The sequence below is a fragment of the Saccharothrix sp. CB00851 genome, from assembly GCF_001905065.1.
Classification (GTDB): domain Bacteria; phylum Actinomycetota; class Actinomycetes; order Mycobacteriales; family Pseudonocardiaceae; genus Actinosynnema.
In genome coordinates this window covers 53388-78168 of record NZ_LWLC01000011.1, presented here as the reverse complement: position 1 = coordinate 78168, position 24781 = coordinate 53388, and the positions used below count along the sequence as shown (strand labels likewise).

25 protein-coding genes are annotated in these 24781 nt (G+C 71.3%); 10 read left to right on the top strand and 15 right to left on the bottom strand.

Going from position 1 to position 24781, the window contains the following annotated elements; all coding sequences use genetic code 11:
• Positions 1-41: 41 nt before the first annotated feature.
• Together A6A25_RS12255 and A6A25_RS12250 are read left to right on the top strand one after the other, a co-directional pair.
• Positions 42-461, top strand: a complete 420-nt coding sequence (locus tag A6A25_RS12255; protein ID WP_073888670.1) for a hotdog fold thioesterase — start codon at positions 42-44, stop codon at positions 459-461.
• An 81-nt stretch (positions 462-542) separates the two neighbouring features.
• A complete protein-coding gene (locus A6A25_RS12250; protein WP_073888853.1) occupies positions 543-1097 on the top strand; it encodes a DUF4352 domain-containing protein in 555 nt (184 codons plus the stop codon).
• Positions 1098-1125: 28 nt separating this feature from the next.
• Here the strand turns inward: A6A25_RS12250 and A6A25_RS12245 are convergent, their stop codons facing one another.
• From A6A25_RS12245 to A6A25_RS12210, 8 genes are all read right to left on the bottom strand, one after another.
• Complete coding sequence (locus A6A25_RS12245) at positions 1126-1830, bottom strand: ABC transporter ATP-binding protein (protein WP_073888668.1); 705 nt, start codon at positions 1828-1830, stop codon at positions 1126-1128.
• Entirely contained in the window at positions 1820-2560 is a 741-nt protein-coding gene (locus tag A6A25_RS12240; RefSeq protein ID WP_143193128.1) for an ABC transporter ATP-binding protein, read from the bottom strand. Before A6A25_RS12240 ends, A6A25_RS12245 begins: the two co-directional genes overlap by 11 nt.
• A 32-nt stretch (positions 2561-2592) precedes the next feature.
• Positions 2593-3756 carry a branched-chain amino acid ABC transporter permease gene (locus A6A25_RS12235; protein ID WP_073888663.1) on the bottom strand — a complete coding sequence of 388 codons (1164 nt, stop codon included), beginning with the start codon at positions 3754-3756 and terminating at the stop codon, positions 2593-2595.
• Positions 3753-4715 (bottom strand): branched-chain amino acid ABC transporter permease, encoded by a 963-nt coding sequence (locus A6A25_RS12230; RefSeq protein WP_073888661.1) that lies wholly within the window; start codon positions 4713-4715, stop codon positions 3753-3755. The genes A6A25_RS12235 and A6A25_RS12230 overlap by 4 nt, the downstream gene beginning before the upstream one ends.
• A 128-nt stretch (positions 4716-4843) precedes the next feature.
• Complete coding sequence (locus A6A25_RS12225) at positions 4844-6019, bottom strand: branched-chain amino acid ABC transporter substrate-binding protein (RefSeq protein WP_241828609.1); 1176 nt, start codon at positions 6017-6019, stop codon at positions 4844-4846.
• A 278-nt stretch (positions 6020-6297) separates the two neighbouring features.
• A complete protein-coding gene (locus A6A25_RS12220) occupies positions 6298-6903 on the bottom strand; it encodes an ANTAR domain-containing response regulator (protein WP_073888656.1) in 606 nt (201 codons plus the stop codon).
• A 208-nt stretch (positions 6904-7111) separates the two neighbouring features.
• Positions 7112-8074 carry a hypothetical protein gene (locus A6A25_RS12215; RefSeq protein ID WP_073888654.1) on the bottom strand — a complete coding sequence of 321 codons (963 nt, stop codon included), beginning with the start codon at positions 8072-8074 and terminating at the stop codon, positions 7112-7114.
• A 190-nt stretch (positions 8075-8264) separates the two neighbouring features.
• On the bottom strand, positions 8265-8846 hold the full coding sequence (locus tag A6A25_RS12210; protein WP_198932676.1) for a hypothetical protein: 582 nt from the start codon (positions 8844-8846) through the stop codon (positions 8265-8267).
• A 63-nt stretch (positions 8847-8909) separates the two neighbouring features.
• Here A6A25_RS12210 and A6A25_RS12205 point away from each other — a divergent pair, with 63 nt between their 5' ends.
• From A6A25_RS12205 to A6A25_RS12190, 4 genes are read left to right on the top strand one after another with little or no spacing between them, the layout of a single operon-like run.
• Positions 8910-10493 (top strand): thiamine pyrophosphate-binding protein, encoded by a 1584-nt coding sequence (locus A6A25_RS12205; protein WP_073888652.1) that lies wholly within the window; start codon positions 8910-8912, stop codon positions 10491-10493.
• A gap of 38 nt (positions 10494-10531) precedes the next feature.
• Positions 10532-11041: a DinB family protein gene (locus A6A25_RS12200; protein WP_143193116.1), complete on the top strand. Its 510-nt coding sequence runs from the start codon at positions 10532-10534 to the stop codon at positions 11039-11041.
• A 30-nt stretch (positions 11042-11071) separates the two neighbouring features.
• On the top strand, positions 11072-12163 hold the full coding sequence (locus tag A6A25_RS12195; RefSeq protein ID WP_073888647.1) for a CaiB/BaiF CoA transferase family protein: 1092 nt from the start codon (positions 11072-11074) through the stop codon (positions 12161-12163).
• 43 nt (positions 12164-12206) lie between these two features.
• Positions 12207-13037, top strand: a complete 831-nt coding sequence (locus tag A6A25_RS12190) for a S1 family peptidase (RefSeq protein WP_073888645.1) — start codon at positions 12207-12209, stop codon at positions 13035-13037.
• Between the two features lie 4 nt (positions 13038-13041).
• On the opposite strand, the gene A6A25_RS12185 is transcribed toward A6A25_RS12190, so the two are convergent.
• Positions 13042-14346 (bottom strand): PI-PLC domain-containing protein, encoded by a 1305-nt coding sequence (locus A6A25_RS12185; protein ID WP_073888643.1) that lies wholly within the window; start codon positions 14344-14346, stop codon positions 13042-13044.
• Between the two features lie 90 nt (positions 14347-14436).
• Between A6A25_RS12185 and A6A25_RS12180 the strand changes: the two genes are divergently transcribed.
• Entirely contained in the window at positions 14437-14856 is a 420-nt protein-coding gene (locus A6A25_RS12180) for a CoA-binding protein (protein WP_073888641.1), read from the top strand.
• Here the strand turns inward: A6A25_RS12180 and A6A25_RS12175 are convergent, their stop codons facing one another.
• Both A6A25_RS12175 and A6A25_RS12170 read right to left on the bottom strand, forming a co-directional pair.
• Positions 14857-16053 (bottom strand): MFS transporter, encoded by a 1197-nt coding sequence (locus tag A6A25_RS12175; RefSeq protein WP_073888639.1) that lies wholly within the window; start codon positions 16051-16053, stop codon positions 14857-14859.
• Between the two features lie 70 nt (positions 16054-16123).
• Positions 16124-16507 carry a RidA family protein gene (locus tag A6A25_RS12170; protein WP_073888637.1) on the bottom strand — a complete coding sequence of 128 codons (384 nt, stop codon included), beginning with the start codon at positions 16505-16507 and terminating at the stop codon, positions 16124-16126.
• 92 nt (positions 16508-16599) lie between these two features.
• Between A6A25_RS12170 and A6A25_RS12165 the strand changes: the two genes are divergently transcribed.
• Positions 16600-17400: an alpha/beta fold hydrolase gene (locus tag A6A25_RS12165; RefSeq protein WP_073888635.1), complete on the top strand. Its 801-nt coding sequence runs from the start codon at positions 16600-16602 to the stop codon at positions 17398-17400.
• Positions 17401-17528: 128 nt separating this feature from the next.
• Positions 17529-19529, top strand: a complete 2001-nt coding sequence (locus A6A25_RS12160) for an NACHT domain-containing protein (protein ID WP_073888633.1) — start codon at positions 17529-17531, stop codon at positions 19527-19529.
• On the opposite strand, the gene A6A25_RS12155 is transcribed toward A6A25_RS12160, so the two are convergent.
• Genes A6A25_RS12155 through A6A25_RS12140 form a run of 4 tightly spaced genes read right to left on the bottom strand, consistent with a single transcriptional unit; the run spans position 19495 to position 23027 of the window.
• Positions 19495-19935 carry a hypothetical protein gene (locus tag A6A25_RS12155; RefSeq protein ID WP_073888631.1) on the bottom strand — a complete coding sequence of 147 codons (441 nt, stop codon included), beginning with the start codon at positions 19933-19935 and terminating at the stop codon, positions 19495-19497. The genes A6A25_RS12160 and A6A25_RS12155 overlap by 35 nt on opposite strands.
• A gap of 60 nt (positions 19936-19995) precedes the next feature.
• Entirely contained in the window at positions 19996-20793 is a 798-nt protein-coding gene (locus tag A6A25_RS12150) for a pentapeptide repeat-containing protein (RefSeq protein ID WP_073888629.1), read from the bottom strand.
• Positions 20790-22592, bottom strand: coding sequence for a DNA helicase RecQ (gene recQ, locus A6A25_RS12145; protein WP_073888606.1), 1803 nt, complete (start codon positions 22590-22592; stop codon positions 20790-20792). Before recQ ends, A6A25_RS12150 begins: the two co-directional genes overlap by 4 nt.
• A gap of 9 nt (positions 22593-22601) precedes the next feature.
• Positions 22602-23027, bottom strand: a complete 426-nt coding sequence (locus tag A6A25_RS12140) for an HNH endonuclease (RefSeq protein ID WP_143193115.1) — start codon at positions 23025-23027, stop codon at positions 22602-22604.
• Between the two features lie 144 nt (positions 23028-23171).
• Here A6A25_RS12140 and A6A25_RS12135 point away from each other — a divergent pair, with 144 nt between their 5' ends.
• Positions 23172-24695, top strand: coding sequence for an AAA family ATPase (locus A6A25_RS12135; RefSeq protein WP_241828608.1), 1524 nt, complete (start codon positions 23172-23174; stop codon positions 24693-24695).
• The last annotated feature ends 86 nt before the right edge of the window (positions 24696-24781 follow it).

Below are 24781 nucleotides of genomic sequence, written 5' to 3'. Positions count from 1 at the left end.
TAGGGTGGGGGTCCGACAGTTCCGCACCGACTGGAGCAACCGTGACGCCAGCACCCGAGGACATCCCCGGCGCCGACCAGGCCGTCGCCCACGAGCAGCTCACCTCGAAGCTGGGCATCGAGATCACCCGATGGGATGCCGACCAACTCGTCGGCACGATGCCGGTGAAGGGCAACCGCCAGCCGTACGGGCTGCTGCACGGCGGGGCGAACGCGGCGCTGGCGGAGACCCTGGGCTCGGTCGCGGCGGCCATGCACGCGGCGCCGGACCGGCTGGCGGTCGGTTTGGAGCTGTCCTGCACGCACCACCGGGGTGTCACCGAGGGCGTCGTCACGGGGGTGTGCACGCCGATCCACCGCGGCCGCAGCACCGCCACCTACGAGATCGTCATCACCGACGACCAGGGCAGGCGCGCCTGCACGGCCCGGCTCACGTGCTTCCTCAAGGATCGCCCGAAATAAGAGAAGCACCGAAAGTGTGAAGGTGCGGTTCGGTCCGCCGAGGTGTGCAATTCAAGGTGACCCGGTGAGTCGGAGGTGGGCGTGCGGCGCGTGGTGGCGGTGATGGCCGTGGTGCTGGTGGCGGCCGGGTGCGGTGACACCCCGGTCGTGGCCGGGCCGGAGACCACGGCGTCGTCGGCGCCGACGTACCCGGTGCCCGCGCAGACCGTGCGGCCGGACGAGAAGCCGCTCAAGATTCCCACCACCGCGGACGGCGACACGGCGTTCACGCTGGTCGGGCTCACCACCGGGATGCCGACGCTGATCGGCAGCCACGCCGAGTTCCACGCCAAGGGCCAGTTCGTCCGGATCCGGATGAGCGTGATCAACAACGGGCGCAGCAGCGTGTCGTTCGACGCGCGCAGGCACGTGCTGATCGACGACCGCGAGGCCGAGCACCAGGTGGACGCGCAGGCCATGACCATCAAGCGGCAGCCGGAGACGATCGACCTCGGCGCGAACGTGCGCCTGGAGTACGACGTCTACTACGACCTGCCCGAGGACGCGAAACCGCTCGCCCTGCGCGTGTACGGCGGTCCGACGCTGACCGACCTGAAGGACGAGTCGAGCACGGAGATCCCGCTGGCCCAGCCCTAGCCGGGCCGGCGGGATCATCCGGTGACCGTCAGTGACCGCCGAGGTACGCCGCGCGCACCTGGGGGTCGTCCAGCAGCTCCGGCCCGGGTGCGCTCTTCACGACCCGGCCGGTCTCCAGCACGTACGCGCGGTCGGAGAGCTTCAGCGCCTGCTGCGCGTTCTGCTCGACCAGCAGCACGGTCGTGCCGCGCTTGTTGATCTCCTTGATGATCTCGAAGATCTGCGCGATGAGCATGGGCGCGAGGCCCATCGACGGCTCGTCCAGCAGGAGCACCTTCGGCTTGGTCATCAACGCCCGGCCGATGGCGATCATCTGCTGCTCGCCGCCGGACATCGTGCCGCCGAACTGGCTCTTGCGCTCCGCCAGCCGCGGGAACAGCTCGTAGACCTCGGCCAGGTCGGCGTCGAGCGCGTCCTTGCGGGTGTAGGCGCCCATCAGCAGGTTCTCCTGCACCGTCATGCCGGGGAACACGCCGCGGCCTTCCGGTGACTGGCCGATGCCCGCCATGACCCGCTTGTGGCCGGGCATCTTGGAGATGTCCTCGCCGTTGAACAGGATCTGGCCGCTGGTCAGCGGGCGCAGGCCCGAGATGGTCTTCAGCGTGGTCGTCTTGCCCGCGCCGTTGGCGCCGATGAGCGAGACGATCTCACCGTCCTCGACCTCCAGGCTGATGCCCTTGATCGCGGCGATCTTGCCGTAGTGGACGTGGACGTCCTTGAGCTCAAGAAGCATCTTCGGACACCCCCAGGTACGCCTCGATGACCTTCGGGTTGTTCTGCACCTCTTGCGGGAGCCCTTCTGCGATCAGCTGGCCGAAGTCCAGCACCGCCACGCGGTCGCTGACGCCCATGACCAGGCTCATGTCGTGCTCGATCAGCAGCACGGTCCGACCGCTGTCGCGGATCTTGCGGATGAGCGTCTGGAGCGCTTCCTTCTCGGCCGGGTTCATGCCGGCCGCGGGCTCGTCCAGCAGCAGCAGCTTCGGGTCCGTGGCCAGGGCGCGGGCGATCTCCAGCCGCCGCTGGTCGCCGTAGGGCAGGTTCTTCGCGGTCTCGGTCATCCGGCCGGGGATGCCGACGAAGTCGAGCAGCTCCCGGGCCAGCTCACGGCCGCGCTTCTCCTCCTTGCGGTGCCACGGCAGGCCGAGCGTGGCGCCGATCGCACCGGTCTTGTGGTGCGCGTCCGCGCCGACCATCACGTTCTCCAGCGCCGACATGTTGTGGAACAGCCGGATGTTCTGGAACGTGCGGGCGATGCCCTGCTTGGTGATCTTGAACCGCTTGGTGCCGTCGAGCCGGGCGCCGTTGAACAGCACCTGGCCCTCGGTGGGCTGGTAGACGCCGGTGACCACGTTGAACACCGTGGTCTTGCCCGCGCCGTTCGGCCCGATCAGGGCGAAGATCTCGCCCTGGCCGACGCTGATCTTCGCTTCGCGGAGCGCGACCACGCCGCCGAAGCGCATGGTCACGTTGTCCAGCTGAAGGACGGGAGTGCTCACTTGGCCGCCTCCGTCGAGACATCGGTGTCCGGACCCGCGACCTCGGCGCCCATCGCGCCCATGCCGCCGGTGCCCTCGTGCAGTTCGGCCTTGCGCCTGCGGGAGGGCAGCAGGCCCTCCGGCCGCAACGCCATCATCAGCACCAGCACGCCGCCGAACAGCAGGATGCGGTACTCGGCCGGGTCCTTGCCCAGCGCTTCCTTCAGCCAGTCGACCTCGCGGAACCGCTCGGGCAGCCAGGCGATGACGAACGCGCCGAGCATGACGCCGGGCAGGTTGCCCGCGCCGCCGAGGACGACCGCCGCGAGGATGGTCGCGGACAGGATGAACGGGAACGTGCCCGGCTCGATGAACACGGCCTTGCCCGCGTAGATGCCGCCGGCCAGACCGCCGATCATCGCGCCGATGGCGAACGCGAGCAGCTTGAACTTGAACGTCGGCACGCCCATCAGCTCGGCCGCGTCCTCGTCCTCCCGGATCGCCGCCCACGCGCGGCCGACGCGGCTCTTCTGCAGCCGCACCGAGAAGATGATCACCACCGCGATGGCGGCGACCATCAGGTAGTAGTACGGGGCGGGCAGCACGCCGAACTCCAGGCCGATCGCCGGCATGTCCGTCGGGTGCGGGATGTTGGGGATGCCGCGCGCGCCGCCGATCTCGTCGGTGTTGTTCGCGGTGATGCGGATGATCTCACCGAAACCGAGCGTCACGATCGCCAGGTAGTCGCCGCGCAGCCGCAGCGTCGGCGCGCCGAGGATGACGCCGGAGACCGCCGCCAGGAAGATGCCGAACAACACCGTCGGCCAGTACCACCAGCCGTGCTCGGTGGCGAAGTAGGCCAGCGTGTAGCCGCCGATGGCGAAGAACGCCACGAAACCGAGGTCGAGCAGGCCCGCTTGGCCGACGACCACGTTCAGGCCGATCGCCAGCAGGATGTAGGTGCCGATCGGGTAGATCAGCACCGTCGTCCAGTCCGCGCCGGGCGACATGAACGAGCCGATCCACGGGGCGGGCAGGATCAGCGCGAACACGAGCGCGCCGAGGTACACCACGGTCCGCTGCCAGGTTTTGGCGCGTTCCCACCAGTCGCGTGCGCCGTCGAACAGGGCGCCGACGCGCCTCAACGGATTCGCGTTGCCAGTCACTCCGTTGCCTTTCATGCGCGGGCCTTCTGCAGGGATTCGCCGAGGATGCCGGTCGGGCGGAACATCAACACGACCACCAGCACGGTGAACGCGATCACGTCCTTCCACTCCGAACCCAGGAAGATCGCGCCCCAGTTCTCGATGAGGCCGAGCACGATACCGCCGAGCAGCGCGCCGCGCAGGTTGCCGATACCGCCGAGGACGGCCGCGGTGAACGCCTTGATGCCGAGCACGAAACCGACGTTGAAGACGGTGTTCTCGAACTCCATCAAATACAGCGCGCCCGCGACACCCGCCATCGCGCCACCGAGGAGGAACGTGACCCGCACGATGTTGTCGATGCTGACGCCCATGAGCACGGCCGCTTCGGGGTCTTGCGCCGTGGCGCGGATACCGCGGCCGATCTTGGTCTTGTTCACCAGGCGGTCCAGCGCGATCATCATGATGACCGCGGCGACCACGACGATGATGTGGTCGGTGCGCACCGCGGCGTTGCCGATGGTGAACACCGTGTCGCGGTCCACGATCCGCGGCGAGGACTGCTGGTTGCGCCCGGCGTTGCCGGTCAACCACGGGATGATCACGAGGGCGAACAGCTCCTGCAGGAAGAGCGACGCGCCGATCGCGGAGATGAGCGCGGTGAGCCTGGTCGCGCCCTTCTTGCGCAGCGGCCGGTAGGCCACGAGCTCCAGCAGCATCGCGGCGCCGCCGGAGATAGCCGCGGACGCCACGATGATCAACAGCATCACGCCGAACAGGGCGATCCCGGTCAGCGGCGCCGCGGGGGCGATCGCCGTGATCACCACCAGCGACGTGAAGGTGCCGATCATGAAGATCTCGGAGTGCGCGAAGTTGATCAGACGCAGCACGCCGTAGACCATCGTGTAGCCGAGGGCGATGAGCGCGTAGATGGAGCCGAACACCAGCCCGCCCACCGTGCTGGGCAGGAACTGGTTGAGGAAATCATCAAGCATGACAGGTTTGCCTCACGAGACGGGCGGGGAGAGAAACTTCGCCATAGTGGTGGGGAGCGGGAGTTGTCGTTCCCACGACACTCCCGCTCCCCAGCGCGCTAGCTTGCTTACCTGATCCGTCTGTCGGATCAGCCCTCGAGCTTCGCTTCCTCCGCGGCACCCAGCAGCTTCACCTTGCCGTCGACGACCTGGTAGATGAAGATCGCGTTGTTCTCCGGCTCGCCGTTCGCCTTGAACTTGATCGGCTTGGAGACGCCCTCGAAGCTGACGCCCTTGAGGAACTCGTTGATCTTCTCGCCGGTGGTGTTGCCCGCCTCCACGGCCTTGATGAACGCGGTCGCGGCGTCGTAGCCCTCGGTCGCGTAGATCGCGGGGTCGACGTTGGCGCTCTTCTTGTAGTTGTCGAAGAACGTCTTCAGCGCGCCGGTCACGTCGGGCGTCGGGATGTTGCACGGGCAGGCGAGGACGGCGCCCTCGGCGGCCGCGGTGCCCGCGCCGGTGACGAGCTGCTGGTCGAGCGAGCCGTCACCGGAGGCGAACGTGGCCGTCACCTTGGCGTCGCGCAGCTGCTTGAGCAGCCGGCCGGCCTGCGCGTAGTAACCACCGAAGACGATCACGTCGGGGTTCGACGCGGCAACCTTGGTGACCGTGGACGAGTAGTCGGACGCGTCCTTGGAGAACTTGTCCCGCTCGACCGTGACGTTCGACTTCTCGAACGACTGGGCGACGGCGTCGGCCAGGCCGACGCTGTACTCCTGGTCGTCGGACAGGACGAACGCCTTCTTCGGGCTCTTGGCCTTCACCAGGAAGTCCGCGATGCCGGGGCCCTGGTCGGCGTCGTTGGCCACGACGCGGTGCCAGTAGGTCCAGCCGTTCTCGGCCAGACCGGGGTTCGTGGCCGACGGCGACACGCTGGGGATCTTGCCCTCTTCCAGCTGCCCGCCGATGGCCTTGGACTCACCGGAGAAGGCCGGGCCGATGAGGGCCACGATCTTGTCCTGGGTGATGGCCTTCGTGATCAACGAGGTGGCCTGGTCCGCCTTGCCCTGGCTGTCGTACTGCACCAGCTCGATCTTGACCTTGGGGTTCTTGGCGTTGTACTCCTCGACCGCCATCACCGCACCGTTCCGGGGCGGGATCACGATCGCCGCGTTCTCACCGGTGAGGTCACCCATGAACCCGATCTTGACCGAGGTGACGTCGCCACCCGCTTCGCCACCGCCGCCGCCTCCGGCACAAGCCGCGAGCACCAGCGACGAAGCCGCCGCCAGCGCCAGAACTCGGCCGAGTCGTGCTCCTGACACCGGAATACCTCCCATGACACCAACCATCCCGCCGGTAGGCGGAGCCCTCACACGAGGGCGTGGGTTAGGGCAGGAACGTAGCTTCAGTTGCAGCCGCTGAACAGGTGGACTTACTGCTCTGTGTCCACATCGTGACGGTTGTCACGGGGAAATCCCCCACGTTAACAAGCTCAAATCCAGCTCAAATCGCCGCAGGTCACATGGTCAATGCGAACAGTAACCGAGAATGACCTGACCGACCGTCCGATACTCGAACGTGTATCACTCTCGGGGATACTTCACCCGAAGTTTTCGATGACGGCTTCGGCCACTGCCTTCATCGTGGTGCGCCGATCCATCGCGGTGCGCTGCACCCAGCGGAATGCCTCGGGCTCCGACAGACCCTGCTTGGTCATCAGCAATCCCTTGGCGCGCTCGACGACCTTGCGCGTCTCCAGCCGCTCGGTCAGCCCGGCGACCTCGTTCTCCAACGCCTGCAGCTCGGCGAACCGGCTCATCGCCAGCTCGATCGCGGGCACCAGGTCGCGCTTGGCGAACGGCTTGACCAGGTAGGCCATCGCACCCGCGTCACGGGCGCGCTCCACCAGGTCGCGCTGGCTGAACGCGGTGAGGATGACCACCGGCGCGATGCGCTTGCCCGCGATCACCGACGCGGCCTCGATGCCGTCGACCTTCGGCATCTTCACGTCCATGATCACCAAGTCGGGCCGCAGCTCGGTGGCCAGCGTGACCGCCTCGTCGCCGTCGGCGGCCTGACCGGCCACCTCGTACCCCTCTTCGCGCAGCATCTCGACCAGGTCGAGGCGGATGAGGGCTTCGTCCTCGGCCACGAGCACGCGCCGGGGCGCGACCTCGGGCTGGGCCTCGGCAGCCTGTTGGGTCACCGGGGTCCTCCTGACACTCTGACGGGCGGCTCGACGCGGTCGCGTCGGACGAAACCGCAGTCTACCGGCGTGCACCGCGCCGTCCGCGCGGTTGGGCCGTGATCACGGCCACCGGCGAGGACTTCGTCGGTTCGGACGGCTCCGCTGGTCCGAACGCCGTGGGTGAACACCTCCCCGGGCAGGTGTCGCCCGCCCGGGGAGGTGCGGCTCACTTGACCGCCTGCGGCGGCTCCCACCAGCCGGTGACGCCTTCGGGCCACTCCATCGCGGCCAGCGCGGGCTCGTGCTCGGGGTCCGGCGCGTCGACCTCGCGCAGGAACAGGTCGTACCAGCCGGTGGACAGCCCGAGGCCGCCGCCCGCACTGGGGATCTCCACCGCGCCGGGCAGGCCGAACACGGGGTGCAGCAGGTGGTCGGCGACCTTCGGCACGCCCAGGCTCGCGGGCCACTCGACCCACCACCGGTCACCCTGCGCCAGCGCGCGCACCCACGGCGCCGCGCTGAACAGGTGGTAGCGGCGCAGCACTGCGCTGCCCACCCCGGTCGGGTAAGGCGTCTCGGCCAGGTGGTCGCGCTCGACGGCGGCCAGCGGGCCGTCGATGAACGCGGCGCTCAGGCCACGGCCCTTGAGCAGCGTGCGCACGTACTTCATGCCGTCGGCCCAGGCCCGCTCGTCCACACCCGCGAGGTGCACAGCCGCGTCCAGCCCGACCAGTCGCAGCTCCACCGAGCGCGGGTGGTGGGTGACGCGCAGCCCGGCCACGCCCGCCACCCACGAGTCGTCGTGGCGCGGCAGCAGCTCGTACAGCAGCGGGCCGAGGGCGTGGTCGGTGAGGTGGACGCGCGGGTGCCTGCCCGGTTCGACGGTGCGGAACGCGTGCGCCGGGCGCAGCATGCTCGCGGGCGGGCGCAGTTGCAGGTGCAGGCCCGCGTCGATGCCCGCCTTCAGCAGCACGCACTCCAGCGCGCGCTGGTCGTCCTCCTCGGCGTCGGGCAAGAACAAGCCCCGCACGTCGGCCTCGCCGCGCAGGGCGTCCACCACGCGTTCGCGGCGGTCGTCGGGCAGGTCGTGCAGCACGGCCTTCACCGCGGGCACGGCCTGGGTGAGGTTCTCGCCGGTGTAGCGCCGGCGGAGGTCGACCAGCTGTTCGGTCAACGATGATCGCGCCATGGCAGTCCTCGCTCCCGCCGCCCGGCTCGGCGCAACAAGGACGCGTCACGCGTCGTTCAACGGACTTCGGTGATCCCTCGTGAGCAGGGGTGCCTTCACCCCGCGGCGGATCACGCCACCCGTTGCCGGGGAGTGGCTCCAGCCTCACGTCTGCTCACACACGCCGTTTCCGACGATAGCAAAACGGGTGCTACAGCGACGACTCCCGCACGATCAGGCGGTAGTGGGCGGTGGTGCGGAAACCGTCGCTGCGGCCGTCGATCAGCAGGTCGTGCTCGCCGGGCGGCAGCGGCGGGATGTGCACCCACAGCCCGCAGGCGTAGGTGCGGAACGTGCCTTCCTCGCCGGTCACCGCGTTGGCCTCGGTGCCGCGGAACGTGATGCGGTCGGGCCCGAGGCGTCGCACGTCCTGCGGTCGCCCGTCGAGCGTGACCTCGCCGTAGGCGTTCTCGGCGGTGTCCGCGCAGGCGTCGGCGGTGTCGGCGGTGTGGTTGACGACGGGCCCGACTAGCTCGCGGCCGGCGGGAACCTCGCAGGTGCGCTCCACCGCGCCGCCGAACGTGCCCGCGACGAACCACAGGTCCGCGGGCTGGTCCACCGCGCAGAACTCGCCGGTGTCGTCGACGACCGGGTTGCGGCTGGTCGGGCTGGACGCGGCCCAGGTCCACCAGCGCGCCTGCACGTCGTCCGGTTCGGGGCCCGGTGCGCCGGGCACCGCCGACGTGCAGCCGGCGAGCAGCGCGAGGAGGACTACCAGGGACAATCGGGGCACGGCGCATGATGACACGACCGGGTGACGTTGCCCGGGAGGCCGTGCGTCCCTAGCGTCTGGCTCATGGTGAGCGGGGCGGAGCGGTTGCTGGGTGTGCTGGCCGCGCACGGCGTCGAGGTCGTGTTCGGGTTGCCCGGCGTGCACAACCTGCCCGTGTGGGAGGCGCTGCGGACCTCCGGCATCCGGCTGGTCGGCGTCCGGCACGAGCAGACCGCGGTGTACGCGGCCGACGGCTACGCCCGCGCCACCGGGCGGCTGGGCGTCGCGCTGGTGACCACCGGGCCGGGCGCGGCGAACTGCCTGGGCGCGACCGGCGAGGCGTACGCGTCGGGGTCGCCGGTGCTGGTGATCGCCACCGACATCCCGTCCACGCTGCGCCGTCCCGGCGAGTACCGGGGCACGCTGCACGAGACGCGGGACCAGCGGGCGATGTTCCTGCCGGTGGTGAAGGGCGGCTGGACGCTGCGGGCGGCCGAGTCGGTCGGCATCTACGCCGACAGCGCCGCGCTGCTGGCCACCGCCGCGCCGCAGGGACCGGTGTACCTGGGCGTGCCGACCGACTTCCTCACCGCGGACGCGGGCGTGTGGAACCGGATCCCGACCCGTGCGCCGTCGGTGCCGGACGTGGCGGCGGGCGTGGAGCTGGTGGCGGCTGCCGAGCGGCCGCTGATCTGGGCAGGCGGCGGCGCGGCGCGGTCGGGCGCGGGTGCGGCGGTGGGTGAGCTGGCCTCGCGCATCGGCGCGCCGATCGTCACCACGTACGGCGCACGCGGGCTGGTCGACCACCCGCACGTGGTGCACGGTCCCGTGCACCTGCCCGAGGTCGGCGCGCTGTGGGACGAGGCCGACCTGGTCATCGGGGTGGGCAGCGACTTCGACGGGATGATGACGCAGAACTGGCGGCAGCCCGCGCCGCCCCGGTTGCTGAACGTCAACGTCGAGGCGATCCGCAACTACCGGCCGGACGTGACGCTGCGCGGTGACGCCCGGATGGTGGTGTCGGCGCTGGCTGCCGCCGTGCCCGAGCGGCCGGACACCGGCGTGGCCGAGCGGGTCGCCGAGCTGAACGACCTGGTGCGCAAGGCGGTGGAGGCCGACGAGCCGCGCGCGGTGCCGTTGCTGGAGGCGCTGGAAGGACACCGGGTCGTGGCGGACATGTGCGTGGCCGGGTACTGGGTCGGCGGGTTCGGCCGGATCACCCGGCCGCGCGGCCTGGCTTACCCGGTGGGGTGGGGCACGCTCGGCTTCGGCTTCCCCGCCGCGCTGGGTGCCGCCGTGACCGGGCGGGTGGTGGCCGTGTGCGGTGACGGCGGTTTCCTGTTCGCCGTGGGCGACCTGGCCACGGCCGCGCAGGAGCAGCTGCCGGTGACCGTGGTGCTGGTGGACGACAACGGGTACGGGATGCTGCGGCACGACCAGGCGCGGGCCGGGCACGAGCCGTTCGGCGTGGACCTGCGGTCACCGGACTTCGTCGCGCTGGTGCGGAGCTTCGGCATCGAGGCGTCCGTTGTGGACGGTTTCGGGAGGGACTTCCGCGCGCGGCTGGACGACTACGCCGCGCGGTCCGGGCCGAACGTGCTCGTGGTGCGCGCGGCGGCGCTGAAACCACCGGTCAACACGTCGCCGCGCTGGTATCGCGCGGCATAGCGCGTTCGGAGATCCCCACATCCCTTAGGGTGTCGAACATGAGTTCGAATCAACGCGTGTGGCCCGCGGCGGACGCACCTGACGAGCTGCGGTTGATGACCGAGTTCCTGACCTTCCTGCGTCTGACGGCCGTGTCGAAGGTGGAGGGCCTGAGCTGGGAGGACGCCTCGGCCTCGCCGATCCCGACGTCACCGGTGGTGAGCGCGCTCGGCGTGCTGCGGCACTTGACGGCGGTCGAGCGGTGGTGGCTGTCGATCGAGGCGGGTGGCGTGGAGCTGCCGTCGCTGTGGGGTGCGGACGCGGACGCGTCGTGGCGCCTGCACGAGGGCGACACGGTCGAGTCGGTGATCGCCGAGTACCGCGCCGAGTGGAGGCGGTCGGCCGACGCGCTGCAGGGGCTCGGCCCGGACGACCGGACGCGCGGCGACCATGACGGCAAGGGTCGCACCGTGCGCTGGGTCCTCGCCCACCTGGTGCAGGAGACCGGCAGGCACGTCGGCCACCTGGACTTCCTGCGCGAGCTGGCGGACGGCGAGAAGGGCGAGTAGCGCGGGGCGGGGCATTCGGACCGGTGGGAGGTGGACGTGGGCGCGTTGGACGGGGTCGTGATCGCGGACTTCGGGCGGGTGCTGGCCGCGCCGTACGCGACGATGGTGCTGGCCGACCTCGGTGCCGAGGTGGTCAAGGTCGAGCACCCGCGCGGTGACGAGACGCGGGCCTGGGGTCCGCCGCACGCGCGCGGTGAGGCCACGTACTTCCTCTCGGTGAACCGGAACAAGCGCTCGCGGGTGCTGGACCTGGCCACGGCGGAGGGCCGTGCGGCGGCGTGGGAGCTCGCGCTGGGCGCGGACGTGCTGGTGGAGAACTTCCGGCCGGGCACCATGCGGAAGTTCGGGCTCGACTACGAGACGCTGGCCGAGCAGCACGGGCGGCTCGTCTACTGCTCGGTGACGGGGTTCGGCGCGGGCCGGGGCGCCCACCTGCCGGGCTACGACCTGCTGGTGCAGGCGGTCGGCGGGCTGATGAGCGTGACCGGCGCGGACGAGCCGACCAAGGTCGGTGTGGCGCTGGTGGACGTGCTGACCGGGATGCACGCGGCCGTGGGCATCCTCACCGCGCTGCGGCACCGCGACGCGACCGGCGAGGGTCAGCTGGTGGAGGTCGACCTGCTGTCCGTGCTGCTGTCGAGCATGGTCAACCAGAGCGCCGGCTACACGCTGGCCGGGGTCGTGCCCGGACCGCTGGGCAACCGGCACCCGTCGATCGCGCCCTACGAGGTGTTCCCGACGGCCGACCGGCCGGTGGTGCTGGCCGTGGGCAACGACCGGCAGTTCACCCGGCTGTGTGAAGCGCTGGACCTGCCGCCGGACCCGCGGTTCGCCACGAACGAGCGGCGGGTCGCGCACGTGCGGGAGCTGGCGGAGCGGGTGGGCGCGCGGTTGCGGACGCGTCCGGCGGCGCACTGGTTCGAGGTGCTGACGCCGCTGGGCGTGCCGTGCGGTCCGGTGAACGACCTGGCCGGTGCGTTCGCGCTGGCCGAGTCGCTCGGCCTGCGGCCCACCGCCGACGTCGACGGGCTGCCGCTGGTGGCGAACCCGATCCGGCTGTCCGCGACCCCGCCGACGTACCGGCTGCCGCCGCCGAAGCTTGGTGGTGACGCGAGCGGGTGAACGGGCGTGCGTCGCCCGGCGACGGCTGATTGGATCAACGCCCATGCGCCACCTGGTCGCGGTGCTCGCCGCGTTCGTGCTGTCCGTGTCCGCCGCACCGGCGTACGCCGCCCATGCCGCACCGTCCGCTCCCCCGCGCGTCGAGGTCGACTTCACCGGCGCCGTGTCGTTGGACGGCTGCTCGGGCTCGGTGGTCCGGCCGCCCGAGCACCAGCCGTCCGACCCAGCCCTGGTGATGACGAACGGGCACTGCGTGCGGTTCATGGACCCCGGCGTGGTCGTGGTCGACCAGCCGTCGGACAAGAAGTTCACGCTGCTCGCCGGCAACGGCGAGGACGAGCTCGGCACCCTGCGCGCGGACACCCTGGTCTACGCCACGATGACCGGCACCGACGTCGCCCTGTACCGGATCACCGCCACCTACGGCGAGATCGAGGCGATGGGCGGCCGGGCGCTGGAGCTGTCGGCGGAGCACCCGGGCACCGGCATCGACATCGGCGTGGTGTCGGGCTTCTGGCGGCACATCTACTCGTGCCAGGTGGACGGTTACGTGCACGAGCTGCGCGAGGGCCGGTGGAGTTGGCAGGACTCGATGCGCTACAGCAAGGACTGCCGCACCAGGGGCGGCACGTCCGGCTCCCCCGTGGTGGACGTGGCCACCGGCAAGGTGGTGGCGGTCAACAACACCGGCAACGAGGACGGCGAGCGGTGCACCGACAACAACCCGTGCGAGGTGGACGAGAACGGTGAGGTGACCGTGCGCCAGGGCATCGGGTACGCGCAGCAGACCTACCAGATCGTGCCGTGCCTGACCGGGGGCGGCCGGGTTGACCTGACCGCTCCCGGTTGCGGGCTGGCGAAACCGGCGGCGTAGAGCTCTAGGGTTCGAATCGCTCACCGGTCAGGGCCTGGACCGCCGCCATCGGGTTGCCCAGGTGGTAGTGGTCCACGGCCAGGTAAGTCGGGGTCTTGCGGGCGGCGGGCTCGCAGAACCGGCGGGCCCGGTCGGCGAGCTTGCCGTTGTCCGTGGTCGCGGTGCCGGTGAACGGGACGTCGCGGAAGTGGTTCATCACGAACAACGGCCGGAATCCGGGCTCGGTGCGGGTCAGCGGCGTACCCCAGCGGCTGTAGCAGGACCAGTCCGAAGTGCCCAGGCCCGAGCCCATCGACCAGTGGTTCTCCACCGTCCACTCCGGCTGGTACATCACGCCGAAGCTGTCACGCGGCACGGCGTCACCGGAACGGCTGTGGTCGGTGAAGATCATCAGGCGCTTGCCGGTGGCGCGCAGGGTGTTCAGCGTGGGCCAGCCGTTCGCCCGCACGCCCGCCTGGTCCGGGCGGAACAGGATGTCGCCCAGGCCCGTGACGCGGCTCAGCTCGGCGCGCAGCACCTCGGCGGAGACGTAGTCCTCCAGGAAGATCGTGACGAACTCGGTCGGGTTGCGGTGCAGGAAGTCCACGACCCGCTGCACGTCGACCCACAGCGCCACCGGGCGGCTGACCCACGTGCAGCTGTTGTGGCACAGGATCGCGCCGTCCGGGGTCTGGCGGACGTCCAGCTGGAACCCGCGCACACCGTCCCTGAGCTGCTGTTCGAGGCCGCGCGCCTGGTTGGGGGCGAGGTTGATGAACGGCGGGGCGAAGCCACCGTCCACGCCGTTGGCGTAGGCGTTGTGCGCGGTGAGGAAGGTGACCTGGTCCAGCCGCCGCTCACCCTCCGGCGGCACGGGCACCCGCTGGGGTGACACCGGGGTGAGGTACCAGCGATCGGCTCCGACCCCGATCCGCACCTGGTCCGTGCCGGACGCGATCAGGTAGCGGTCGACGCCGGGCACCTTCAACCGGAACCGGTCACCGTCCGGCAGCACGTCCCACTGGGCGTCGGCGCTGCCGCAGGACAGCACCACGGCCTGGTCGCCCTGGCGGCCCAGGCACTGGGTGCCCTCGCGCAGCGTGCGGCCGGCCAGCGCCCACTGCTGGCGGTCCTCGTCGCCCTTCGGCCGGCGCTGGAGCACGGACGTGCCCGAAACACCGGCATTCAGGCCCGTGGTGACGCTTTGCACGTAGTAGAGGCCGTCGGCGGGCGCGGCTTGGGCGGCGAGCGGTGCGGCGGCGGCGGCGGTGGTGGCGGCAGTCAGGGAGGCGACGAGCGTGGCGATCAGAGCTGATCGGGTGGCGCGCATCAAGAAGTCCTCTCGAAGGCTCCGCGGCGGCGGGCAGTCCACAGAGTAAACGCGAAAGCCCTTCACGTCAGCCCGTCCTACGCTGGTGCCATGACCGAACCCTGGGGTGACCCCGACAAGATCCGCCGCGTCCTCGCCGACGGCGGCACGTGGGCCGTGGTCGGGCTGGCCGACCACCCGCACCGCGCCGCCTACGGCGTGGCGAAGTTCCTCCAGCAGCGCGGCAAGCGCATCGTGCCCGTGCACCCGGACGCGCCGACCGTGCACGGCGAGCAGGGCTACGCGACGCTGGCCGACATCCCGTTCCCGGTGGACGTGGTGGACGTGTTCCGCCGGTCCGAGGCGGCGGGCGCGTTCGCCGACGAGGCCGTGCGGATCGGTGCCAAGGCGGTGTGGTTCCAACTCGACGTCATCGACGAGGAGGCCTACGAACGGGCCACGGCCGCCGGGCTGGACGTCGTCATGGACCGCTGCCCCGCCATCGAGTGGGCCGAGCACGGGCCGCGCTGATCACCGCCGGACCGCCGGGAAGCCGTGTGAGCGGGCGGCGACGACCACGGTGAGGGCGGGCACGAGGAGCACCAACGCGCTCCACGGCAACGACCCCGCACCGAACCCGTCGAGCAGCAACCCGCCCGCCACACCGCCGCCCGCCATGGCCGCGTTCCACAACGTGACCAGCAGGGCCTGCGCGGAGTCCGCCGCCTCGCCGCCCGCGTCACCGGCCGCCGTGGTCAGCAGCGTCGGCACACCACCGAACCCCAAGCCCCACAACGCCACCGCGACGTAGACGAGGGGCGCGGAGGCCAGGTCGGCGGCCAGCACGGTGACCGCGACCGCGAACAGCACGGCGGCGCCGATCATCAACGCGCGCAACCGGCGGTCGATGTGCGCGCCCACGACCCAGATGCCCGCCACCGACGCCACGCCGAACACGAGCAGCACCGCGTCGACCCGGTCGGCCAGGCCGAGCCGCGCCAGGTACGCGGCGATGTAGGTGTAGAGGATCGTGTGCGCGAGCACGAACACCAGCGTCACGACCATCACCGGCACCACACCGGGCAGCGCCAGCGTCCGCCCGACCGGGATCCGTTCGCCGCGCGGCTGACCGGGCCGGTCCGGCACCACCGCGACCGTCCACGCGATCAGCGCGACCGCCAGCGCCGTCATCGCCCAGAACGCGGCACGCCAGCCGAGCGCGGTGCCGAGGAACGTGCCCGCGGGCACGCCGAGCGACAACGCCACCGGGATGCCGGCCATGACCAGCGCGGTGGCCTTGCCGCGCAGGTGGTCGGGCGCGACGCGGCGGGCGTACCCCGCCAGCAGCGCCCACACCACGCCCGCGGCCACACCGGCGACGAACCGGGCGGCCAGGGTGAGCGGGAAGTGCGACGACACGGCGGTGACGGTGTTGGCGAGGGCGAAACCCGCGACCCCGGCCAGGAGCAAGCGCTTGCGCGGCCAGGTGGACGTGACGGCGGACAGCGGGATCGCCGCCGCGACCGTGCCGATCGCGTAGACGGTGACCAGTTGGCCGGTCGCGGACTCGCTCACGCCTAGGCCGGCGCTCATCCCGCGCAGCACGCCCGCGGGCAACGCCTCGGTCAGGACGGTGGTGAACGCGGCCGTGGCCAGTGCGAGCAGCGGTCGCAGGGGCAGCTTCGCCGTGCGCGGCACGGTGTCGGTTCGAGCAGCGGTGATGCGCATACCACATGGTCGAACCTGACACCGGCGTCAGTTTCAATCCCCGGTGGCGTGAGCCGGGACACACACCGCGCTAGCGGGCCTGGCGACGCGCCGTCACCTCGATCTCGATGCGCATCCGCGGGTCGGCCAGGCCGCACTCCAGCATCGTCGCGGCCGGGCGGACCTCGCCGAACGCCGCGCGCAGCACCGGCCAGCACGGCTCGAAGTCCTTGGCGTCGGGCAGGTAGTAGGTCACGCGCACCACGTCGGCGAAGCCGCTCTCCGCCTCGGCCAGCGCCGCGCCGATGTTGGCCAGGCACTGCTCGGCCTGAGCCACCACGTCGTCGGAGATGGTCATGGTGGTGTAGTCGAAGCCGGTGGTGCCGGAGACGTGCACCCAGTCGCCGTCGACCACCGCACGCGCGTAGCCGATCTGTTCTTCGAACGTGGAACCGGACAGGATCGCTCGCCTCATGGCGTCACCTTAAGCGCCGCCCACGCCGCGCCCGCAGCGTTTTCGGCGCGGTGATAGCCCTGGTGCGGAGCCGGTCGGTAACCTCCCGGGCCATGCCGGTCGTCGCGCTCAACGGGATCAACCTCAGCTACCAGGTGGAGGGCGACGGTGACCTCGTCGTCCTGGTGATGGGCACCGGCAGCCCCGGGCGGGTGTGGCACGCGCACCAGGTGCCCGCGCTGCGCGAGGCCGGTTTCCGGGTGGCGACCGTGGACAACCGGGGCATCCCGCCGACGGACGAGTGCGCGTCCGGGATGGTCATCGAGGACCTGGTCGGCGACGTCGCGGCGTTGATCTCCGAGCTCGGCGGCCGGGCGCACGTCGTCGGCACGTCGATGGGCGCGCGGGTCACCCAGGAACTCGCGCTGGCCCGGCCGGACCTGGTGTCGAAGGCCGTGATGCTGGCCACCGCGGGCCGAAACGACGCCGTGCAGACCGCGTTGTCCCAAGGCGAGCGCGCGCTGCACGACCAGGGGATCACGCTGCCATCGAAGTACTACGCGGCGGTGAACGCGGTGCTGAACCTGTCGCCCGCGACGCTGCGCGACCAGGTGGGCGTGCGGGACTGGCTGGACGTGTTCGAGTACACCGGGTCCGCGGTGAGCAAGGGCGTGCGCGCGCAGATGGAGATGAACGAGTTCGCCGACCGGCTCGACGCCTACCGCGCCATCTCCGTGCCGTGCCTGGTGGTGGGTTTCGCCGACGACCGCGTGCTGCCGCCGCACCTGGCCCGCGAGGTCGCCGACGCCATCCCGGGCGCGCGGTACGAGGAGGTGGCCGACGCGGGCCACTTCGGCTTCCTCGAACAGCCGGCCGCGGTCAACCGGCTCCTGGTGGACTTCCTCAAGGGCTGAACCGGTTCGCCGCCGCGGCCGTTGGTGGAGGTGGATGACCACCGACGGTGACCGGCCGACCACGCTAGCCCGCCTACCCCCGCGTCGCGAACGCCGTTACCGTCGATCGCGACCTGGTGGGAGGGCACATGGACGCGCGACGACTCGGCCGCACCACCCGGCTGGTCGCCTTGATCGCGGTCGGCGGCGTCACGGGTCTCGTGCTCGTGCCCGTCGCGATCAACGCCGCCACCGGCGGTTCGGCGCTGCCCGTCCTCGGCCCGCACGCGCGGTGGCTGTGGCCGGCGCTGGTCGTGCTGTCCGCGCTCACCGCGTGCCTGGCGGCGTGGGACCGGCTCGGTGCCCTGCTGGTGCGAAGACGTCCGGCGCACCCGGCGAACCGGCGCGTGGCGCTGGACCGGGTGGAGCGGTACGTGCGGGACCGGGTGGACGGGTCGCTGGCCGAGCAGCTGCGGCTCAAGCTCGGCGTCGTGCCCAGGGTCGGACCGCGCCTGTCGACGCGCCTGCGCAACCCCGTCGTGGTGACCGGTGAGCCGGGCGCGGGCAAGACGACGTTGCTGCTGGAGCTGGCCGAGGCGCTGCTCGCGCGGGCCGCGCTCGACCCGGTGCGGCCGATACCGGTGGTGGTGGACCTCGGTGGGTGGCGGCGTGACGACGATTTCGGCCGGTGGCTGCTCGGCGTGCTCGCCGAGCGGTACCGGATCGCGCCGCGGGTCGGCCGGGCGTGGCTGCGCGAGCGCAACCTCGTGCTGCTGTTCGACGGGCTGGACGACCTGGCGCCCGCCGACCGGGTCGAGTGCCTGGCCTGGATCACCGCGTTGAACGTGCCGCAGGTCGTGCTGTGCACCGCGAGCGACGAGCACGAGCACCTGCCCCGCTACGACGTCGTGCGGGTGGAACCGTTGTCCCGCACCGTGGTGCAGGAGCTGATCGCCGCGTGCGGCCCGCGCCTGGACGGGCTGCACGACGAGCTGGAGAAGAACCCGGACCTGTGGGACGAGCTGCGCACGCCGCTCGCGTTCGGCCTGCTGGCCCTGGCGTACCGGGCGGGGCGGGCGGAGTACCGGGGCGTGCTGGACACCTACGTGGTCGAGTCGGCGGCACGGGGTGCGGTGCGTCCGGAGCGGACGGTGCGTGCGTTGCGGTTCCTGGCCCGGATCGCGCGGCGCAAGCGTGACCTGGTGGCGCGGTCGCGGCTGCCCGCGCGGCACGTGTGGCTGGACTTCGTCGGCCCGGAGGTGGTGTGGCGGCTGTTCCGGCGGGCCGCGCCGGGTGCGTTGGCGGGTGCGGCGACGGCGTTGTGCTTCGTGGTGGGCGTGCGGCTGGGGCTGGTGGCGGCCGGGGTCGCCGCCGTGGCGACGGTGCTGGTGCCGAACAGCACCTTCCGGGTGACGCGCGGTGACCCGCGGCGGGGAAACCTCTGGGCGGCAACGGGTTTCGTGGCCGGCGCGGTGGTGACCGGCGCGGTGGCCCTGCTCGGCGGGGTGATCGGCACGCAGGTCGCGCGGTGGCCGTGGGCGGTGGGGTTCGGCGTGGTCGTCTTGGTCTCGTTGGGCGTCGCGTACGGCACCACCCGTGACCGCTACCTGGCGGTGGCGTGCGAACTCGTGCCCGTTGGGGTGGTGGTCGTGGTGGGTCCGGCGGAGGTGTTGGTGGGGCTGGGGATCGGGCTCGGCGCGGGCGCGGTGGCGGGTGCGTTCGTCGGCGGTCTGCGGGAGGTGTGGTCGGGGCTGCGGGTGCGGCCGGCCGCCGGGTTGCGCTGGCTGCCGGCGGCAGGTGCGGTCGGGGTCGGTCTGGCGGTGCTCGCGGGCGCGGATGTACGGCTGTCGGCGGTGGGCGCGGTGACCGGGCTGCTGGTCGGGCTGGCCGTGACGCCGATCGCGAACCGGCCGCTGCACCTCGTGGCCGAACTGCTGGCCCGGCCGCTCGCGCTGGACGAGTTCCCGTTGCGGCGCAAGGCGGTCCTGCAGTCGGCGCGGGACCGGGTGCTGCTCGTCGACGAACACCGGTTCCCGCACGACGTGGTCCGCGACCACCTCGCCGAGTGCGACCCGGCGGAGCTGACGGCGAACGTCGAGCGCCGGCGTGCCGGGCTCAGCGCGCCCACCGGGTCCGGCCCCAGGGCTTGAACACCGACAGCACGGTGTTGAACGTGTAGAGCGCCGACGACACGCACGCCGCCGCCAGCACGTCACCGCCCGCCGCCGTGACGCCGTCCGCCGCCTCGTGCAGACCCGAGCGCAGCGAGAACGTCGTGGCGACCACCGCGACGACGGTCAGCACGAACTTCACCAGCACCCACTTGTGCTTCACCAGGCCCCACTTCGTGCCCACCGACAGCACCACGCCGGTGGCCAGCGCGCCTAACGCCAGCGGCAGCACCACGAGGTCGCCGAGCAGCTCCATCGCCTGGTAGAGCTGCGGCGCGTCGAACGCCGCCAGCGCCAGCACGAGCATGCCGACCGTGACGCCGAGCCAGCCGACGGAGGTGATGACGTGCAGCAGCAGCCACGTCTTGCGCGCTTTCGGTTTCATGGCGCACAGCGTGGCCCGCCGTGGTCCGTCACCGCGTCCGCCCGACAGCGGCTCGCTCGCCTACGCCTGTCGACGTACCCAGTGCGCCGGGCGGGTCACGGACTTCGGCAGCTTCGTCGCCTCGTCACCCTTGGCGGCGTCCACCTGGGCCTGGGTGAGGAAGAAGGCCCCGGTGAGGTTCGCGCCGGACAGGTCCGCGCCGCGCAGGTCCGCGCCGATGAAGTCGACCAGCCTCAGGTCCGCGTTGGTCAGCGTGGCGCCGATCAGGTACGCGCCGCGCAGGTTGGACGCCCTCAGGTTCGCGCCCCTGAGGTCCTTGCCGATCAGGTCCGCGCCGCGCCGGTTCTTGCCCTTGCCCCTGGTCAGCTCGCTGGCGCGCAGCAGCAGGGCGTTCGCGCGCTGCCAGTACGGGCCGACGTCCAGCTTCAGCAGCTCCTCGGGGGTGCCGGTGGTGAGCGTTTCGATCGTCTTCTTCAGATCACGTGCGTCGGGGTGCAGCGCGCGGGCGGGTTCCAGGTCCAGCGCCTCGGTGAGGTACCAGAGCAGTTCGTGCAGCTGCCGCATGACCGGGAAGACGTCGAACATCGCTTGCGCGGACGCCGGGTCGTCCCGCCAGCTCGTGCCGCCGAACGTCACCTGCGCCACCTGCTGGCCCGCGCCGAAGCAGTCGTACACCGTGCAGCCGGTGAAACCGGTGTCCCGCAGCTTGGTGTGGATGCCGCAGCGGAAGTCGTCGCGCAGGTTCGGGCACGGCGTGCGGGCCGGTTTGTCGATCGCGAAGTCGACCGACTCGGCGAAGGCGGGAACCACGCAGCACAGGGCGAAGCAGCGCGTGCAATCGGCGCGGAGGTCGTTCATGCGCTCAACGTGTCCAGGATCTGCTGACCGTACTTGGCGAGCTTGTTCTCGCCGACGCCGCTGATCGCGCTCAGCTCGTCCAGCGTGGTCGGCGTGGTCGCGGCGATCTGCCGCAACGTGGCGTCGTTGAAGATGATGTAGGGCGGGACGCCCTGCTCGCGCGCCTGCGCCGTGCGCCAGGCGCGCAGCTTCTCGAACACCGGCGCGGCCTCGGCGGGCATCTCCACCTGCGCGGCCTTGGCCGGCTTGGCGGCCTTGACCTTGGCCGCGCGTTCCGGCTCGCGCCGCATCGGCACCTCGCGGCCCTGGTAGAGCACCTCGTCGGAGGCGGGTGTGAGGACGAGCGTGGAGTACTCGCCCTCGACCGCGAGCAGGCCCTGCGCGAGCAGTTGGCGGATCACGCCGCGCCAGCCGCTCTCGTTCAGCTCGGTGCCGATGCCGAAGACCTTCAACTGGTCGTGGTCGTGCTGGATGACCTTCGCGGTCTTGCGGCCGAGCAGGATGTCGATCGTCTGGCCCGCGCCGAACTTCTGCCGCCGTTCGTTGCGCAGCCGCACCACGGTGGACAGCACCTTCTGCGCGGCCACCGTGCCGTCCCAGGTCTGCGGCGGTGCCAGGCACGTGTCGCAGTTGCCGCACGGCGTGGAGGACTGGCCGAAGTAGTCGAGCAGCCGCACGCGGCGGCACTCGACCGTCTCGCACAGGGCGAGCATCGCGTCGAGGTGTGCCATGAGCTTGCGGCGGTGCTGCTGGTCGCCCTCGGAGTCGTCGATCATCTTGCGCTGCTGCACGACGTCCTGCAGGCCGTACGCCAGCCACGCGGTGGACGGCAGCCCGTCCCGGCCCGCGCGGCCCGTCTCCTGGTAGTAGCCCTCCACGGACTTCGGCAGGTCCAGGTGCGCGACGAACCTCACGTCCGGCTTGTCGATGCCCATGCCGAACGCGATCGTGGCGACCATCACCAGGCCGTCCTCGCGCAGGAACCGCGACTGGTTGCGCGAGCGGACGCCCGCGTCCAGGCCCGCGTGGTAGGGCAGCGCCGGGATGCCGTTCTGGGTGAGGAACTCGGCGGTCTTCTCCACCGAGTTGCGGGACAGGCAGTAGACGATGCCCGCGTCGCCCTGGTGCTCGGTGCGCAGCAGTTCCAGCAACTGCTTCTTCGGCTCGTTCTTGGGCACGATCCGGTACTGGATGTTCGGGCGGTCGAAGCTGGCGACGAAGTGCTTGGCGGCGCCGAGGTTGAGTCGTTCGGCGATCTCGGCGTGCGTGGCCGGGGTGGCGGTCGCGGTGAGCGCCACCCGGGGCACCTCCGGCCACCGCTCGTGCAGGTGCGACAGCGCCAGGTACTCGGGCCGGAAGTCGTGGCCCCACTGGGAGACGCAGTGCGCCTCGTCGATGGCGAACAGGGCGATCTTGCCGCGCGCCAGCAGCCGGGTGGTCTGCTCGGTGCGCAGGCGTTCGGGTGCGAGGTAGAGCAGGTCCAGCTCACCGGCCAGGAACTCGGCCTCGACCAGGGCGCGCTCGTCGGGGAACTGGGTCGAGTTGAGGAACCCGGCGCGCACGCCGAGGTCCCGCAGCGCGTCCACCTGGTCCTGCATCAGCGCGATCAGGGGCGAGATCACCACACCGGTGCCCTCGCGCACCAGGGAGGGAATCTGGTAGCACAGCGACTTCCCGCCCCCGGTGGGCATGAGCACCAACGCGTCCCCGCCCGAGACGACGTGGTCGACGATGTCCTGCTGGTCCCCACGGAAGGACTCGTACCCGAAGATCCTTCGCAGCACCTCTTGCGAAGCCATCGCGCGATCCTAACGGATCCCTCCGACACTCCCTCCGGTCCGACCCCGGAACACGGTGCGGCGATGCCACCGGAAGTACCCCGCCGACCGCTCGTGGAAGGCGTCCGTGACACGGCCCTTCAGGTGTTCCAGGTGCGGGTCGAGCGACCCCCCGGTGGAGGCGACGAGCACCGCGCCGTCGTCGTCCACCGTGATGTGGCCCAGCTCGAAGAGCCGGTCGCAGCCGAACGAGCACGCGAGCATCGCCACGTTGCGCAGGTCGTTGCGCTCGTCGTCATCGCACACCGCCCGCCGCTTGATGTGCGCCGCGACCAGCAGGCCGACCGGGAACACCCGCCCGCACAACGCGCACGGCGCCTCCGCGACCGGTCGGAGGTAGGCGAACTCCGCCGCGTCCCAGGTCACGACATCGAGGACGCCCACATCGCCTACCACCGGAACCTCTGCGTGATCGCACCTCCGAGCGCGCCCGGCAGGCCGTAGGACGGGCGGAGCAAAGGCTCCAGCGGCGGCGGTGGGCCACCGTTCTCCCAGGCGTACGGCGCGGTGTCGTACCCGGCAGCCCGCAGTCTGTGACGGATGCGCGACAAGACCGCTCCGGTGCGTGATGATGAAGGCGAGGGGGTGGAGGCCGTGGGGGAACTCTCCGGGGACGAAGCGAAGGCGTTGGCAGGTAGTTTGCGGCGGCTCATGCAGTTGACCGCGAACCTGGTCGAGCAGGACGGTGAGGGGGCGCCGTTGATCGGGCGCGTCCGTGATCACCTCGGGTGCGAGTTGGCGCAGGTGCTGTCGGTCGCGACGCGGTTCGAGGCGTGGGAGCACGTCAACCTGCACCGAGGTGTCGAGGCGTACCTCGCCGAGCACACGCCGGAGGCCCAGTGGTTCGGGGTCGGTGGGCAGCACCGCGGCCACGAGGACATCATGGGGATGCTCATCGCCGCACGGCACTCGGTCGGGTATGGGCTCGGGTCGGCGGATTACGCGACGGCGGCGGTGGGGCCCGAGGACAGCGTGGAGGTCGTCCAGCTCGGGCTGGTGCCGACGACCGCACCCGACGGCACGCCCGTGCTGGTGGGCATCCGCGGGCCGAACGACTACGGGCCGCCGGCCAGTCGGTTGGAGGTGCTCGCGGCGGACCGCGGGGCGGCGCGGGCGGTCGGTGCGGAGATCGAGCGGTTGATGCGGGAGCACGACGCGTTCCGACGGCAGGTGCTGGCGTTCGGGGTGAGCGAGCACCGGGGCAACGAGCTGGTGACGTTCCTGCCCCGGCCGACGCTCGACGCCGACGACGTGGTGCTGCCGGACGGTGTGCTGGACTCGATCGAGGAGCACGTGATCGGCATCGCCGAGCACTCCGAACGGCTGCTCGCGGCGGGGCAGCACCTCAAGCGCGGCCTGCTGCTGCACGGCCCGCCCGGCACCGGCAAGACGCACACCGTCCGCTACCTGATGAGCCGGTTGTCCGACTGCACGGTGATCCTGCTGACCGGCCAGGCGATGCGGCTGATCGGGCAGGCGGCGGCGTTGGCGCGGCGGTTGCAGCCGTCGATGGTCGTGGTGGAGGACGTGGACCTGGTGGCCATGGACCGCGGGTTCGCGGCCGGACCCACGAACCCGCTGCTGTTCACGCTGCTCGACGCGATGGACGGGGTCGGCGCGGACGCGGACGTCACGTTCGTGCTCACCACCAACCGGGCCGACGAGCTGGAACGCGCGCTGGCCGACCGGCCGGGACGCGTCGACCTGGCCATCGAGGTGCCCCGGCCGGACGCCGACGGCCGCCGCCGGCTGATCGAGCTGTACGGCCGCGGTGTGGACCTGCGCGCCGACCTGGACCCGGTGGTCGAGGCGACCGAGGGCGTCACGGCGTCGTTCATCAAGGAGCTGTTGCGGCGGGCCGTGCTGGGTGCGGTGCGGGCGGACGGCGCGGGCGGCGTGCCGGTGGTGGGCGACGAACTCGCCGACGTGGCACGGACCATGGCCGACGAACGGTCCTCGCTCACCGGGGTCCTGCTCGGCGGCTCGGACGGTCCGCCCGGCGGGCCGGGTCTGCCGCAACCCGGGCCGGCACCGCACATCACGCACCGCCGGTATTCGTGGTGAGGGCGCCCTGGACCTGCCGCGCGCCACATCGAGCATGGCCGCCCCCGTTCCGTTCCCTGGCGCACCCGGTCGTGCCATGGTGACGG

Coding starts and splice junctions, on each gene's coding strand:
- A6A25_RS12245 (WP_073888668.1), bottom strand. CDS start 1,830: ATGCTTCTTGAGCTCAAGGACGTCCACGTCCACTACGGCAAGATCGCC.
- A6A25_RS12240 (WP_143193128.1), bottom strand. CDS start 2,560: ATGCGCTTCGGCGGCGTGGTCGCGCTCCGCGAAGCGAAGATCAGCGTC.
- A6A25_RS12235 (WP_073888663.1), bottom strand. CDS start 3,756: ATGAAAGGCAACGGAGTGACTGGCAACGCGAATCCGTTGAGGCGCGTC.
- A6A25_RS12230 (WP_073888661.1), bottom strand. CDS start 4,715: ATGCTTGATGATTTCCTCAACCAGTTCCTGCCCAGCACGGTGGGCGGG.
- A6A25_RS12215 (WP_073888654.1), bottom strand. CDS start 8,074: ATGGCGCGATCATCGTTGACCGAACAGCTGGTCGACCTCCGCCGGCGC.
- A6A25_RS12205 (WP_073888652.1), top strand. CDS start 8,910: ATGGTGAGCGGGGCGGAGCGGTTGCTGGGTGTGCTGGCCGCGCACGGC.
- A6A25_RS12200 (WP_143193116.1), top strand. CDS start 10,532: ATGAGTTCGAATCAACGCGTGTGGCCCGCGGCGGACGCACCTGACGAG.
- A6A25_RS12190 (WP_073888645.1), top strand. CDS start 12,207: ATGCGCCACCTGGTCGCGGTGCTCGCCGCGTTCGTGCTGTCCGTGTCC.
- A6A25_RS12185 (WP_073888643.1), bottom strand. CDS start 14,346: ATGCGCGCCACCCGATCAGCTCTGATCGCCACGCTCGTCGCCTCCCTG.
- A6A25_RS12180 (WP_073888641.1), top strand. CDS start 14,437: ATGACCGAACCCTGGGGTGACCCCGACAAGATCCGCCGCGTCCTCGCC.
- A6A25_RS12175 (WP_073888639.1), bottom strand. CDS start 16,053: ATGCGCATCACCGCTGCTCGAACCGACACCGTGCCGCGCACGGCGAAG.
- A6A25_RS12170 (WP_073888637.1), bottom strand. CDS start 16,507: ATGAGGCGAGCGATCCTGTCCGGTTCCACGTTCGAAGAACAGATCGGC.
- A6A25_RS12165 (WP_073888635.1), top strand. CDS start 16,600: ATGCCGGTCGTCGCGCTCAACGGGATCAACCTCAGCTACCAGGTGGAG.
- A6A25_RS12160 (WP_073888633.1), top strand. CDS start 17,529: ATGGACGCGCGACGACTCGGCCGCACCACCCGGCTGGTCGCCTTGATC.
- A6A25_RS12155 (WP_073888631.1), bottom strand. CDS start 19,935: ATGAAACCGAAAGCGCGCAAGACGTGGCTGCTGCTGCACGTCATCACC.
- A6A25_RS12150 (WP_073888629.1), bottom strand. CDS start 20,793: ATGAACGACCTCCGCGCCGATTGCACGCGCTGCTTCGCCCTGTGCTGC.
- recQ (WP_073888606.1), bottom strand. CDS start 22,592: ATGGCTTCGCAAGAGGTGCTGCGAAGGATCTTCGGGTACGAGTCCTTC.
- A6A25_RS12135 (WP_241828608.1), top strand. CDS start 23,172: ATGCGCGACAAGACCGCTCCGGTGCGTGATGATGAAGGCGAGGGGGTG.